The following is a 13,187-nucleotide window of genomic DNA, read 5'->3' on the forward strand; positions in this document are numbered from 1 at the left end:
GTCTTCAGCTTCTCGACCAGCGTCTTCACGTCCGGCACCTTCACACCGGCGGAGCGCCTGGGCGGCTCGGCGACTTTCAGCGTCTTCAGACGCGGCGTGACATCGACGCCGAGGTCTTCGGGCTTGACCGTTTCCAGCGGCTTTTTCTTCGCCTTCATGATGTTCGGCAGCGTCACGTAGCGCGGCTCGTTCAGGCGCAGATCGGTCGTGACCACGGCCGGCAGCGTCAGCGACAGCGTTTCCGCGCCGCCGTCCACTTCACGCGAGACCGTCGCCTTGCCGTCCGCCACGACAAGCTTCGACGCGAACGTCGCCTGCGGCAGATTCGCCAGCGCGGCGAGCATCTGGCCGGTCTGATTGGAGTCGTCGTCGATGGCCTGCTTGCCGAGGATCACCAGTTGCGGCTGCTCCTTGTCGACGAGCGCCTTGAGCAGCTTCGCGACGGCGAGCGGCTGCAGGTCTTCGTTCGATTCGATCAGGATCGCGCGATCCGCGCCAATGGCGAGCGCGGTGCGCAGGGTTTCCTGCGCCTGCGCAACACCGGCCGACACGGCGACAACTTCGGTCGCGACGCCCGCTTCCTTCAGACGCACCGCTTCTTCAACCGCGATTTCGTCGAACGGGTTCATCGACATTTTCACGTTCGCGATATCGACACCCGTACCGTCCGATTTCACGCGGACCTTCACGTTGTAGTCGACCACTCTTTTCACTGGCACCAGAATTTTCATGCACACGCTCCAAAGTTACGAATACGTCAACCCGATGAACATTATAGCGACTGCCCTCATGACAGCCGTGTCGCGGGCGCTTTGCGGGAGGATATCGCTCCTCAGCGGCGCAACGGCAATATCGAACGATCGTTCTATTTTAATCTCCAAAAAACCCGGGAGACAACCCCGGGTTCCGACTCAGACCTCTAATTTCGCATTGCCGTCGTGTTCTGCGAGGTCCGCGGGCGTTGCATCACCAGGAGGTGATCACCGAGCCGCCGAATTTGCTGTCGACGAACTGCTTCACTTCCGGCGAGTGGTACGCCGCGACGAGCTTCGCGACCCACGGCTTGTTCTTGTCCGCTTCGCGAATCGCGATCACGTTCACGTAGGGACCTTTCCGGTCCTCGATCGCGATAGCGTCCTGCGTTGGCTTGAGGCCCGCTTCCATCGCGAAGTTGGTGTTGATCGCGGCGGCATCGACATCGCCCAGCGAACGCGGAATCTGCGCCGCGTCAAGCTCGACGATCTTTAATTTCTTCGGATTGTCGACGATGTCGAGCGGCGTCGCCTTCAGGCCCGCCTCGGCGCGCAGCTTCAGCAAGCCCTGCTTCTGCAGCAACAGCAGCGCGCGGCCGCCGTTGGTCGGGTCGTTCGGCACGGCGATCTTCGCGCCCGGCTGCAGTTCGGCGAGCGACTTCACCTTCTTCGAGTAGATACCCATCGGGTACGTGACCGTATCGGCGATACGGATCAGCTTGTAGCCGCGATCCTTCACCTGCGCCTGCAAGTACGGGTCGTGCTGGTAGCTGTTCGCGTCCAGATCGCCGCCCGCGAGCGCCGCGTTCGGCTGCACGTAGTCGGAGAATTCGACGATCCTGATGTTCAGGCCGTTCTTCGCGGCGACCGTCTTCACGACGTCCATGATCTGCGCGTGCGGGCCGCCGGTGACACCAACCTTGATCGTGTCTTCGGCATGCGCCGCGGTGGTGGCGAAGAGCGTTGCCGCGCCGAATGCGGCGGCCAGCTTGAGAATGAAGCGACGTTGCATGATGGACCTTTTCCGAATCTTTATTAGCGGGCTTCCGAACACCCTTGTTTATTTGTGGCTCAGACGACGCACGAGCCAATCCCCAAACGACTGCACCAGTTGCACGAACACGATCAGTATCAGCACGACCGCGAGCATCACTTCTGGCAGGAAGCGCTGATAGCCGTAGCGGATGCCGAGGTCGCCAAGACCGCCGCCGCCGATCGCGCCGGCCATCGCCGAATAGCCGACCAGCGACACGAACGTGATCGTCAACCCGGCGACCACCCCCGGCAGCGATTCCGGCAACAGCACCTTGAAGACGATCTGGCTGGTGGTCGCGCCCATCGCCTGGGCCGCCTCGATGAGCCCGCGATCGACCTCGCGCAGCGCCGTTTCGACCAGACGCGCGATGAACGGCGCTGCGGCGATCGTCAGCGGCACGATCGCGGCCGCGGTGCCGATTGACGAACCGACGACAAGTCGCGTAAACGGAATCACCGCGACCAGCAGGATGATGAACGGCGTCGAGCGCACCGCGTTGACGATCACGCCCATCACGCGATTCAACGCGACGTTTTCGAGCACGCCCTGGCGGTTGGTCAAATACAGCAGCACGCCGAGCGGCACGCCGACCACAGCGCCAATCAGTCCGGAGACGCCCACCATGATGAGCGTCTCCCAGAACGACTGGACGAACATATCGAACATTTCACTCAACATGCGAGAGCTCCTCCACTACGACACCCTGCTCGCGCAGAAACGTGATCGCCTGCGCGACCTTGGCCGGATCGCCGCCCGCGAGTACCGCGAGCGAGCCGAACGTCTGCCCCTGGATTTCGTCGATCTGGCCGTGCAGGATGTTGAAGTCGAGCTCGTAGCGGCGAATCGTCTCCGACAGGATCGGCTGATCGACGCCCGAACCGGTGAACGCGAGGCGCAGCAGATGGCCGCTGCCGGTCTTCAACCGCTGCGCGACGCGCGCCTTCATGGCGGGCGGCAGCTCCTGCGCGATCACGTCGCCGATCAGCGCGCGCGTGACTTCGTGGTGCGGCTGCAGGAACACGTCGATCACCTTGCCCTCTTCGACGACGCGGCCCGCGTCGAGCACTGCGACGCGATCGCAGACCTGCTTGATCACGTCCATCTGGTGAGTGATCAGCACGATCGTCAGGTTCAGTTCGCGGTTGATGCGCTTGAGCAGATCGAGGATCGCGCGGGTGGTTTCGGGGTCGAGCGCGGAGGTCGCCTCGTCCGACAGCAGCACCTTCGGCTTGCTCGCGAGCGCACGCGCGATGCCCACGCGCTGCTTCTGCCCGCCGCTGATCTGCGCCGGATAGCGGTCCTTCTGCGCCGACAGACCGACGAGCTCGAGCAGCGGCAGCACGTTCGCCTCGATCTCGTCGCGCTTCATGCCGGCCAGTTCGAGCGGCAGCGCGACGTTCTCGTACACGGTGCGCGACGACAACAGATTGAAGTGCTGGAAGATCATGCCGATCTCGCGACGCGCGTCGCGCAGTTGCGCGGCAGGCAGCGTCGTCAGATCGCGGCCGTTGACGAGGATGTTGCCCTCGGATGGGCGCGTCAGCAGATTGATCGTGCGCACGAGCGTGCTCTTGCCCGCGCCGCTGCGGCCGATGATGCCGAACACCTCGCCCGCCGGAATCGTCAGATTGACGTTGTGCAGCGCCTCGACCCACCCCCGGGGCCCGGCAAACCGCTGGGAAACATTGCGTATTTCGATCATGGACAAACGAAAACGGCGGAGGCTGCCGGCGAGCATCGTGCTCCCGACAAGCGGCCGCCGTTTCTTTTATTGGGATTTGAGGTCGTCATTCTACCGCAGCGACGACATGCCCTTTAATAATCAATTTCGATCTTTTCATAACCTGAGGGCATTAGAGCCGCGCTTTTTGCACGAAGCTCACGCGCTTCGCGCCGCGACGACTATGATCGAGCCACCCATCCTCAGCACAGGCCGCCGCCATGCAGACTTCTCCGAGCCACACCGTGCGCGCGAGCGCCGGCAGTCTCAATAAAGATGTGCCGCAGCGCGGGTCGGTGACGACCGGCGATGGCATCGAATTGCCGCTGTATCGCTGGCGGCCGAACGGGCCCATACGCGCGACGGTAGCGCTGCTGCACGGCCTCGCCGAACACGCCGGCCGTTACGCCGCCGTTGCGGGCCGGCTCAACGCGGCGGGCATCGAACTCGTCGCGATCGATCTGCGCGGCCACGGCCACGCGCCCGGCAAGCGCGCCTATGTGAAACGCTTCGACGACTATCTGCTCGATGCGCAAGCGCTGCTCGACGCCGCCGCGCAAAGCTGTGCGCCGTTATTCCTGATGGGTCACAGCATGGGTGGCGCGGTGGCGGCGCTGTATGCGATAGAGCGCCTCGACGCGAGCGGGCGGCGCCTCGCCGGTCTGATCCTGTCGAGCCCCGCGCTCGCGCCGGGCCGCGACGTGCCGAAGTGGATGCTCGCGCTAAGTCAGGTGATCAGCCGCGTCTACCCAACCTTCCCGGCGATGAAGATCGACCCTGCGCTGCTCTCGCGCCTTCAGCCGGTGGTCAAAGCCAACCTCAACGATCCGCTCGTGCATCACGACGCGATTCCGGCGCGCACGGGCGCCGAGCTGCTGCTCGCGATGGCGCGCATCGAACGCGGACGCGCGAGGCTGCGCATGCCGCTGCTCGTGTTTCATGGCACCGACGACAAAGTGACCGAGCCCGACGGCAGCCGCGCATTCGGCGAGCACGCCGGCTCGCCGGACAAGACGCTCACGCTGCACGAGGGTAGCTACCACGAGACGATGAACGACCTCGATCGCGATCGGGTGATCGAGGCGTTGGTCGAGTGGATCGAAAGGCGGGCGGTGGGACCGAGTTGACAAGACGCGGCGCTTGCTGGCCGTCGACTACCGCTTCCACTCCGGCGCGCGTTTGTCGATGAAAGCCTGCACGCCTTCGAGCGCCGAGTCGTCCATCATGTTGCAGGCCATCGTCTGCCCCGCGAGCTGGTACGCGGCTTCGATACCCATTTCGAGCTGCCGGTAGAACAGGCCCTTGCCCGCGCTGACAGCTTCGACCGGCTTCGCGCAGATGCTCGCGGCGAGCCGCGCGACTTCGTCGTCGAGCGCATCGGCTGGGGCGACGCGGTTCACGAGCCCCTGCTTGCGCGCTTCGGCGGCGTCGATGAAATCGCCGGTCAGCAGCATTTCTAGCGCGGCCTTGCGCGACAGGTTGCGCGACAGCGGCACCGACGGTGTCGCGCAGAACAATCCGAGGTTCACGCCCGATACGGCGAAGCGCGCGGTATCGGCGGCGACCGCGAGATCGCACATTGCGACCAGTTGGCAGCCGGCGGCGGTCGCGATGCCATGCACGCGCGCGATCACCGGCTGCGGCATGCGCTGTATCGTCAGCATCAGCTTCGTGCAGCGCGCGAACAGCTGCTGGTAATAAGCTAGCGATGGCGCCGCGCGCATTTCCTTCAGGTCGTGCCCCGCGCAGAACGCGCGGCCAGCGCCGGCGATCACGACCACGCGGGCATCGGTCTTCGCGATCCCGGTCAGCGTCTGCTGCAGTCCGTCGAGCAACGCTTCGGATAGCGCGTTGAACGCATCGGGCCGGTTCATCGTCACGCGCACGACGCCCGCTACGCGATATGCGTCGTGTTCGATCGTGACCAGCGACGCGTCGCCGGTGCTGGCGGGACTGGCGTTCATGGCTCGCTCCTCGGTGCGTGAATGTCGATTTTCGCTCGCTGGCTTTCGAGCCACTGTCGCCGCGTGCAGTCGGGCAACCTCAGATCTCCGCCAGCGACCGCACGTGCGCGACCACGCTGCGCCCGAGCGCCGACAGGTTGTAGCCGCCCTCGAGACAACTGACGATGCGCCCACGCGCATAACGCCGCGCGATCTCGCGCATCTGGTCGGTGATCCACGCGTAATCGTCTTCGACGAGGCCCATGTTGCCGAGGTCGTCCTCGCGATGCGCGTCGAAACCGGCCGAGATGAACAGCATCTCCGGCCTGAATTCGTGCAGGCGCGGCAACCACAGCATATCGACCGCTTCGCGCACGGCCATGCCGTTCGAACGCGCCGGCATCGGCACGTTGCACATGTTGGACGCCTGGTTGTCGGCGCCCGTGAACGGATAGAACGGGTGCTGGAAGATACTGCACATCAGCACACGCGGGTCGCCCGAGAACGCGGCCTCGGTGCCGTTGCCGTGATGCACGTCGAAGTCGATGATGGCGACGCGCGCGAGACCATGCACGTCGAGCGCGTGGCGCGCGGCGATCGCGATGTTGTTGAAAAAGCAGAAGCCCATCGCACGCGCCGGCTCCGCGTGATGGCCCGGCGGCCGCACGCTGCAGAACGCGTTGTCGTAGCGGCCTTCGATCACCGCGTCGGTGGCGGCGACCGCCGCGCCCGCCGCGCGCAGCGCGGCCTGCCACGTGTGCGGATTCATCGTCGTGTCGGGATCGATCTCGGCGACGCCCTCGACGGGCGAGCGACCGCGGATGTAGTCGACGTGCGCCTGCGTGTGCACTCGCAGCAGCGCGGCCTCGTCGACGAGCGGCGGCGATTCGCGCTCGATCAGCGCGTCGATGCGGCTTGCGATCAGTTGATCCTCGATCGCCTGCAGGCGCGCGGGACACTCGGGATGCCACTGCCCCATGTCGTGCAGCAGACAGTCGGGGTGGGAATAGAAGCCTGTTGCCATAGTTCGTGTTGTGCGTCTCTTCTACGGCGCGACGCATGAACTGCGCGCGCGGCGTGTCTCCGTCGAGCGGCGCGCGCCCCCGCGCGCCTCCATTCGTCAAGTTACCACACGACGCCGCTGTCACCGATTCAGCACGGTTTTGCAGGAGTCGTCGGATATACTTCCCCGACCCGTTATTCGCCGTTTCGTTCCTGCCGCTTTCCGACTGCTTCCAGCCTTTCACGCATCGCGCTCACTGCTCACCATGACCGTCAAGCTTGCTCTGTCCGCAGGATCCCCACGCCACCGTCTTCGCTTCGGCACCCACGCCGCCTCACTGATCGTCGCATCGTGCATGTTCATCGCAGCAAGTCCCGCGAGCGCGCAAAGCGCCACGAGGAAAGCGCCGGTGCAACTCGCGCAGAGCCAGCCGCAGCAGCCGGTACCACAAGGGCAGACGTTCGAGGAAGAGATCATTCCGCAGCGCTATGCGCACAACGCGAACGTCGATGCGTTCATCAACGAGATGGTCGCGCGCTACGATTTCGACGAAGCGTCGCTGCACGCGCTGTTCACCGGCGTCAGCTACTCGGCGACCGCGGTGAAGCTGGTCACCCCGTCACCGACGCCGTCGGTCAAGAACTGGCGCTCGTATCAGGCGCGCTTCCTCGACCCGGTGCGCGTCAATGCCGGCGTGCAGTTCTGGCGCGAGAACCGGGCCACGCTGCAGCGCGCGTATCAGGAGTTCGGCGTGCCGCCGGAGATGATCGTCGGCATCATCGGCGTCGAGACGATCTACGGTCGCTACATGGGTAATTTCCGCGTGCTCGATGCGCTGACCACGCTGAGCTTCGATTATCCAAACACCGCGAATCGCGCGGACCGCCAAGCGACCTTCCGCAAGAATCTCGAAGACTACCTGGTGTGGACGCGCGACGCGCAGATCGACCCGAACACGGTGCTCGGCTCGTACACCGGCGCGATCGGCATTCCGCAGTTCCTGCCGAGCAGCATCGTCCAATACGCGGTCGACTACGAAGGCAACAAGCGCATCGATCTGCGCACGAGCGATGCGGATGCGATCGGCAGCGTCGCGAATTATCTGCGCCAGAACGGCTGGGAAAGCGGGCGGCCGGTGGTATGGCGAATCGGCTCGGACGCGGGCAGCCTCGGTGTCGCGCAGGCCGCGGCCAATGGGCAGCCGGAGCCGCACTGGCCGCTCGACCAGTTGCTGCGTGCCGGCCTCGTGCTGAACGAGCCGAACGTCGACATTGCTTCCGAAGCGGGCACCCCGGTCACGGTGGTCGATCTGCCGACACCGGGACGCGGCACCGAGTTCGTGCTCGGCCTGAAGAATTTCTACGTGCTCACGCGCTACAACCGCAGCTTCTTCTATGCGCTCGCGGTGTATCAGCTGGGTCAGAAGGTCAAGGCGCAGATGCAAGCGATCGACGCGGCGAATGCCGCAAAAGCGGCCAACAACGGCAGCGCGTCGCAAGGCCAGGCGGATCAGTCGAACTCTGATTCGCAGTGAGTCGCGCCGCGAGTCGCCGCGGGCGCCTCGCGTTGAAAGACGCAAAAAAAGCGCCGGCTCGACCGGCGCTTTTTATTAGCTCGTGTGCCCGCGAAGGCGCCCGGCGACCCGCTTACGCGGGAAATACCCCCGTGGACAGGTAACGGTCGCCGCGATCGCAGACGATGAACACGATCGTCGCGTTCTCGACCTGACGCGCGATGCGCAGCGCGACTTCGCACGCGCCACCCGACGAAATGCCCGCGAAGATGCCTTCGACCGACGCCAGGCGGCGCGCCATCGCCTCGGCCGCGGATTGACTGACGTTCTCCACGCGGTCGACGCGGCTGCGGTCGAAGATTTTCGGCAGATACGCTTCCGGCCATTTGCGAATACCCGGAATACGCGAGCCCTCTTCCGGCTGCGCGCCGATGATTTCGATCTGCTGGTTCTGCGTTTTCAGATACGTCGACACGCCCATGATCGTGCCGGTCGTGCCCATCGACGACACGAAGTGCGTGATGCGCCCTTCCGTGTCGCGCCAGATTTCCGGGCCCGTGCCTTCGATGTGCGAGGCCGGATTGTCCGGGTTCGCGAACTGATCGAGGATGATGCCCTTCCCCTCGCGCTGCATCTGCTCGGCGAGATCGCGCGCGTACTCCATGCCGCCTTTGACCGGCGTCAGGATGATTTCCGCGCCGTAAGCGGCCATGCTCTGGCGGCGCTCGACCGACAGATCTTCCGGCATGATCAGCACCATCTTGTAGCCGCGGACTGCGGCGGCCATCGCGAGCGCGATGCCGGTGTTGCCGCTCGTCGATTCGATCAGCGTGTCGCCCGGCTTGATGCGTCCGCGCGCTTCGGCCTTCTTGATCATCGACAACGCCGGCCGGTCTTTCACCGACCCCGCAGGATTGTTGCCCTCGAGCTTCGCGAGGATCACATTGTTGCGGCTACGGATCTCGTCGTCGGGAAGCCGGACGAGTTGTACGAGCGGCGTATTGCCGACCGTGTCTTCAATCGTTTGGTATGCCATATGGGGTCTAGCGATCGATGCGCGAAAGAGTGTCTTCAATCCATCGATTCTAAACCACGATCTCCGGCGCTGCCCTGCAGCCCTTCTGTCCGCATGGATGCATGGTGTTGCTACGCGAAAAGCCCGCGGCTGCGAGCCGCGGGAAAACGTGTGTACCAATCGATGCAATGGAACGTTCGCGAACCGTGCGCGCCGCAAGCCGCTCGTCAGCATGGCACGCGCAAGGCTCGCGGCCGCTTACTTCTTCACCGCCACTGCGGCGGCGCCCTTCTGCGTGGCGGCGGACGCGGCCGTAGCGGCCGGCTCCTTGCCCGCCGCAGTTGCCGCAACCTGCGTGCTAGCAGCCGCGCCAGCCGGTCCGACAGCGAGACCCTCCGCCTGCAGGCGCTCGATGGTGTGCCCGCCCATGCCCTTGACGCGCTTGCCGAAATCCGCCGCGTCCTTGAACGGGCCGTGCGCATTACGTTCCTCGACAATCGCTTTGGCTTTTGCCGGACCGATGCCCTTGATGCCGCGCAGCGCGTCTTCGTTAGCCGTGTTGACGTCGACCGCCGCATACGCGTGGCCGAAAGCGGCGAGCATCGCCGCGGTAACCAGTACTTTTCGAAACATATTGGAATCTCCCTGTTGCCACTGGCCGGCGACCATCACCGGCCAGGAGATTCCAGTTTAAAGAGGATGACGTACGAATCACACCTGGCCGAACAGCCAACGCACGTAACGATCGACGCCTTCCTGCACGCTCAGAAACGGCGCATCGTAGCCGGCCGTGCGCAGTTTCGACTGATCGGCCTGCGTGAAGCACTGGTACTTGCCGCGCAGCGCGTCGGGGAACGGAATGTATTCGATCAGCCCGCGTTGCACCTGATCCGCGAGCGACAGCGCCGGCTCGTTGTTCAGCGCGCGCAGCGTGTTGACCACGGTGCTCGCGATATCGTTGAACGGCTGCGCGCGGCCGGTGCCGAGATTGAAAATGCCTGACTTCTCCGGATGATCGAAGAAGAACAGGTTGACCTTGACGACGTCTTCGACCGAGATGAAATCGCGCGTCTGCTCGCCGGCCGCATAGCCGTTGTACTCGCCGAACAGCTTGACCTTGCCCTCGGCGCGGAACTGGTTGAAGTTGTGAAACGCGACCGACGCCATGCGCGCCTTGTGCGTTTCGCGCGGACCGTAGACGTTGAAATAACGGAAGCCCACGATCTGGCTCTTCGCGGTGGGCAGCACGCGGCGAATCACCTGATCGAACAGAAACTTCGAATAGCCGTACACGTTCAGCGGCTGCTCGACCTCGCGCTCCTCGACGAAGCGGCTCGAGCCGCCATACGTCGCCGCCGACGACGCGTACAGGAACTGAACGTTCTGCGCGAGGCAGATGTCCAGCACGTCGCGGCTATAGCGGTAGTTGTTGTCCATCATGTAGCGGCCGTCGGTTTCCATCGTGTCCGAGCAGGCGCCTTCGTGGAATATCGCGCGCACCTTGCCGAAGTCGCCACGCCTGAAGCGCTCGACGAATTCGGTTTTGTCGAGATAGTCGTCGATTTCGCAGTCGACCAGATTCCTGAACTTGTCCGCACGCGTGAGGTTATCGACGGCGATGATGCGCTGTTCGCCGCGCTCGTTGAGCGCCTTCACGAGATTGCTGCCGATAAAACCGGCCGCGCCGGTGACGATGACGGTCATGGTGATCCTGCGGTAGTGAGCTTCGTTCAGTCAACGCCGCGCGGGGTCCGCTGGTCCGTCGGACGACGGCGCCCCGCGGGCTGCATCAGGAAAAGAGTTCGTCGTAGTCGACGGTGGCGGTGCCCAGTTTGCCGACCACGATGCCGGCCGCGCGATTCGCGAGTCCGACCGCGTCAACGAGCGAAAGACCCGCGCCGAGCATCGCGGCGAGTGTCGCGATCACGGTGTCGCCCGCGCCCGACACATCATACACTTCGCGCGCAACGGCCGACGCGTGCAGGATGCCATCGTCGGAGAACAGCGTCATGCCCTCCTCCGAGCGCGTCAGCAGCAGCGCCTCGAACTGGAGCTCGGCGCGCAGCTTCGTGACGCGCGCGATCAGATCTTCCTCGGACTTCCACTGTCCGACGACCTCACGCAATTCCGCGCGATTCGGCGTGATCAGCGTCGCGCCGCGATAGCGCTCCCAGTCGTCGCCCTTCGGATCGACGAGCACCGGTTTGCCGGCCGCGTGCGCCTTCGCGATCATTTGCGTGACGTGCGTGAGGCCGCCCTTCGCGTAGTCGGACATCAGGATCACGTCGTACGATGGCAGCAGCTCGTCGAAACGCGCGAGGCCCGCGAGCAGCACCTCGTGTGCCGGCGAGTTTTCGAAATCGACGCGCAGCAACTGTTGCTGACGCGACAGCACGCGCAGCTTGATCGTCGTCAGCAAGGCCGGATCGCGTTCCAGATGCGGCGTGACGCCGCTTTCGCCGAGCAGCTGCACGATGCGCTCGCCGGGCTCGTCATGACCGACCACGCACAAAAGGCCCGCCTGCGCGCTGAGCGCGACCGCGTTGCGCGCGACGTTCGCCGCGCCGCCCAGCCGATCTTCCTGGCGCTGCACGTGCACGACCGGCACGGGCGCCTCCGGAGAAATGCGGTTGACGTCGCCGAACCAGTATCGGTCGAGCATCACGTCGCCGACCACCAGCACGCGCGCCGCGTTGAGCTGCGCGCGCGGCACGACCGTGAGCTTGTGCGCCGTCGTGGACGCGGGCGCCGCGGGCATGGCCTCAGGCATCGACCGGAAGTTCAGAGGGTTGGGCATAGGGGCGTCCAATGGCGTGGTAGTCGATACCGAGCTCGGTCATCGCGTCCGGTTCGTACAGATTGCGGCCGTCGAAAATCAGCGGTGTCTTCAGCACCGATTTCAGATGCACGAAATCAGGACTCTTGAACTCCTTCCATTCGGTCACGATCACGAGCGCGTCGGCGCCGATCAGCGTTTCGTCCTGAGTGCTCGTGAACGTGAGACGCGCCAGCTGCTCCGGCGCAGCGTGCAGATCCATCGCGAATACGCGACGCGCCTCGGTCACGGCGACCGGATCGTACGCACGCACGTTCGCGCCGCGCGCAAGCAACTCGCCGATCACGCGACGGCTCGGCGCCTCGCGCATGTCGTCGGTATTCGGCTTGAACGCGAGACCCCACACCGCGAACGCGCGGCCGCTCAAATCCTCGCCGAGCTTTGCGGTGATCTTGTTCACGAGCACGTCCTTCTGCTGGTAGTTCACTTCCTCGACCGCCTCGAGAATCCGCAGGTTGTGGCCGCTCTCGCTCGCGGTGCGAATCAACGCCTGCACGTCCTTCGGGAAGCACGAGCCGCCATAGCCGCAGCCCGCATACAGGAAGTGATAGCCGATGCGCGGATCGGAACCGATGCCGCGGCGCACCGCTTCGATGTCGGCGCCGACCTTGTCCGCGAGATTCGACATCTCGTTCATGAACGAGATGCGCGTCGCGAGCATCGCGTTGGCCGCGTACTTGGTGAACTCGGCCGAGCGAACGTCCATATACAGCGTGCGTTCGTGATTGCGGTTGAACGGCGCGTACAGACGCTTCATCATTTCGCGCGCCCGCACGCCCGGTTCGTCTTCGTCGATACCGATCACGATACGGTCGGGGCGCATGAAGTCGTCGACGGCCGCACCTTCCTTCAGGAACTCCGGATTCGACACGACCGAGAAGCGATGCTGCGCGCTGCCGGCGAGCCCGCGTTTCGCGAGCTCTTCATTGATCACCGCGCTCACGCGCTGCGCGGTGCCGACCGGCACCGTCGATTTGTCGACGATCACCTTGAAACCATTCATCGTGCGGCCGATGTTGCGCGCGGCCTCGAGCACATATTGCAGATCGGCGGAGCCGTCTTCGTCGGGCGGCGTGCCGACCGCGATGAACTGCACGTCGCCGTGCGCGACGCTCGCGGCGACATCGGTCGAGAACGTGATGCGGCCAGCCGCGCGCGTGCGGGCGATCATCTCCTGCAAGCCCGGTTCGTGAATCGGCACGCCGCCTTTGTTGAGGATGTCGATCTTGCGCTGATCGACGTCGAGACAGAAGACGTCATTGCCGATTTCGGCGAGACAGGCGCCGGTGACAAGGCCCACATAGCCGGTGCCGATAATGGTGATTTTCATACGCTTTCCGGTGGAAGGTTCCGGTAATGAATGCCGCTC

At 64.4% G+C, this 13,187-nt stretch carries 13 protein-coding genes; 2 read left to right on the forward strand and 11 right to left on the reverse strand.

Annotation, left to right across the window (positions count from 1 at the left end; genetic code table 11):
• The 4 genes from F6X39_RS14495 to F6X39_RS14510 form a co-directional block, all read right to left on the reverse strand.
• Window positions 1-731, reverse strand: a 731-nt coding sequence (locus tag F6X39_RS14495; protein ID WP_187617114.1) for an electron transfer flavoprotein subunit beta/FixA family protein, incomplete at its 3' end; no start/stop codon positions are given.
• A gap of 235 nt (window positions 732-966) precedes the next feature.
• On the reverse strand, window positions 967-1,764 hold the full coding sequence (locus F6X39_RS14500) for a MetQ/NlpA family ABC transporter substrate-binding protein (protein WP_184027728.1): 798 nt from the start codon (window positions 1,762-1,764) through the stop codon (window positions 967-969).
• 48 nt (window positions 1,765-1,812) lie between these two features.
• Complete coding sequence (locus F6X39_RS14505; protein WP_184070708.1) at window positions 1,813-2,466, reverse strand: methionine ABC transporter permease; 654 nt, start codon at window positions 2,464-2,466, stop codon at window positions 1,813-1,815.
• Entirely contained in the window at window positions 2,456-3,490 is a 1,035-nt protein-coding gene (locus tag F6X39_RS14510; protein WP_187617115.1) for a methionine ABC transporter ATP-binding protein, read from the reverse strand. Before F6X39_RS14510 ends, F6X39_RS14505 begins: the two co-directional genes overlap by 11 nt.
• Window positions 3,491-3,729: 239 nt before the next feature.
• Between F6X39_RS14510 and F6X39_RS14515 the strand changes: the two genes are divergently transcribed.
• On the forward strand, window positions 3,730-4,635 hold the full coding sequence (locus F6X39_RS14515) for an alpha/beta hydrolase (protein ID WP_187617116.1): 906 nt from the start codon (window positions 3,730-3,732) through the stop codon (window positions 4,633-4,635).
• 27 nt (window positions 4,636-4,662) lie between these two features.
• Here the strand turns inward: F6X39_RS14515 and F6X39_RS14520 are convergent, their stop codons facing one another.
• Both F6X39_RS14520 and F6X39_RS14525 read right to left on the reverse strand, forming a co-directional pair.
• Window positions 4,663-5,472 carry an enoyl-CoA hydratase gene (locus tag F6X39_RS14520; protein WP_184027710.1) on the reverse strand — a complete coding sequence of 270 codons (810 nt, stop codon included), beginning with the start codon at window positions 5,470-5,472 and terminating at the stop codon, window positions 4,663-4,665.
• Window positions 5,473-5,551: 79 nt separating this feature from the next.
• Window positions 5,552-6,475, reverse strand: coding sequence for a histone deacetylase family protein (locus tag F6X39_RS14525; RefSeq protein ID WP_090801305.1), 924 nt, complete (start codon window positions 6,473-6,475; stop codon window positions 5,552-5,554).
• A 334-nt stretch (window positions 6,476-6,809) separates the two neighbouring features.
• Between F6X39_RS14525 and mltB the strand changes: the two genes are divergently transcribed.
• On the forward strand, window positions 6,810-7,988 hold the full coding sequence (mltB, locus tag F6X39_RS14530) for a lytic murein transglycosylase B (protein WP_184061350.1): 1,179 nt from the start codon (window positions 6,810-6,812) through the stop codon (window positions 7,986-7,988).
• 112 nt (window positions 7,989-8,100) lie between these two features.
• Here mltB and cysM read toward each other — a convergent pair whose 3' ends face one another.
• From cysM to F6X39_RS14555, 5 genes are all read right to left on the reverse strand, one after another.
• Window positions 8,101-9,003 carry a cysteine synthase CysM gene (gene cysM, locus F6X39_RS14535; protein WP_090801307.1) on the reverse strand — a complete coding sequence of 301 codons (903 nt, stop codon included), beginning with the start codon at window positions 9,001-9,003 and terminating at the stop codon, window positions 8,101-8,103.
• Window positions 9,004-9,240: 237 nt separating this feature from the next.
• On the reverse strand, window positions 9,241-9,615 hold the full coding sequence (locus tag F6X39_RS14540; RefSeq protein ID WP_184070718.1) for a ComEA family DNA-binding protein: 375 nt from the start codon (window positions 9,613-9,615) through the stop codon (window positions 9,241-9,243).
• Between the two features lie 78 nt (window positions 9,616-9,693).
• Complete coding sequence (rfaD, locus tag F6X39_RS14545; RefSeq protein ID WP_184011054.1) at window positions 9,694-10,686, reverse strand: ADP-glyceromanno-heptose 6-epimerase; 993 nt, start codon at window positions 10,684-10,686, stop codon at window positions 9,694-9,696.
• 85 nt (window positions 10,687-10,771) lie between these two features.
• Window positions 10,772-11,779 (reverse strand): D-glycero-beta-D-manno-heptose-7-phosphate kinase, encoded by a 1,008-nt coding sequence (gene rfaE1, locus F6X39_RS14550; protein WP_316251687.1) that lies wholly within the window; start codon window positions 11,777-11,779, stop codon window positions 10,772-10,774.
• Entirely contained in the window at window positions 11,745-13,148 is a 1,404-nt protein-coding gene (locus F6X39_RS14555; protein ID WP_187617117.1) for a UDP-glucose dehydrogenase family protein, read from the reverse strand. Before F6X39_RS14555 ends, rfaE1 begins: the two co-directional genes overlap by 35 nt.
• Window positions 13,149-13,187 lie beyond the last annotated feature (39 nt).

It is taken from the genome of Paraburkholderia sp. UCT2, assembly GCF_014397665.1.
Lineage (GTDB): Bacteria > Pseudomonadota > Gammaproteobacteria > Burkholderiales > Burkholderiaceae > Paraburkholderia > Paraburkholderia tuberum.

Coding starts and splice junctions, on each gene's coding strand:
- mltB (WP_184061350.1), top strand. CDS start 6,810: ATGTTCATCGCAGCAAGTCCCGCGAGCGCGCAAAGCGCCACGAGGAAA.
- F6X39_RS14525 (WP_090801305.1), bottom strand. CDS start 6,475: ATGGCAACAGGCTTCTATTCCCACCCCGACTGTCTGCTGCACGACATG.
- cysM (WP_090801307.1), bottom strand. CDS start 9,003: ATGGCATACCAAACGATTGAAGACACGGTCGGCAATACGCCGCTCGTA.
- F6X39_RS14540 (WP_184070718.1), bottom strand. CDS start 9,615: ATGTTTCGAAAAGTACTGGTTACCGCGGCGATGCTCGCCGCTTTCGGC.
- F6X39_RS14500 (WP_184027728.1), bottom strand. CDS start 1,764: ATGCAACGTCGCTTCATTCTCAAGCTGGCCGCCGCATTCGGCGCGGCA.
- F6X39_RS14515 (WP_187617116.1), top strand. CDS start 3,730: ATGCAGACTTCTCCGAGCCACACCGTGCGCGCGAGCGCCGGCAGTCTC.
- F6X39_RS14555 (WP_187617117.1), bottom strand. CDS start 13,148: ATGAAAATCACCATTATCGGCACCGGCTATGTGGGCCTTGTCACCGGC.
- rfaD (WP_184011054.1), bottom strand. CDS start 10,686: ATGACCGTCATCGTCACCGGCGCGGCCGGTTTTATCGGCAGCAATCTC.
- F6X39_RS14510 (WP_187617115.1), bottom strand. CDS start 3,490: ATGATCGAAATACGCAATGTTTCCCAGCGGTTTGCCGGGCCCCGGGGG.
- F6X39_RS14520 (WP_184027710.1), bottom strand. CDS start 5,472: ATGAACGCCAGTCCCGCCAGCACCGGCGACGCGTCGCTGGTCACGATC.
- F6X39_RS14505 (WP_184070708.1), bottom strand. CDS start 2,466: ATGTTGAGTGAAATGTTCGATATGTTCGTCCAGTCGTTCTGGGAGACG.
- rfaE1 (WP_316251687.1), bottom strand. CDS start 11,779: ATGCCCAACCCTCTGAACTTCCGGTCGATGCCTGAGGCCATGCCCGCG.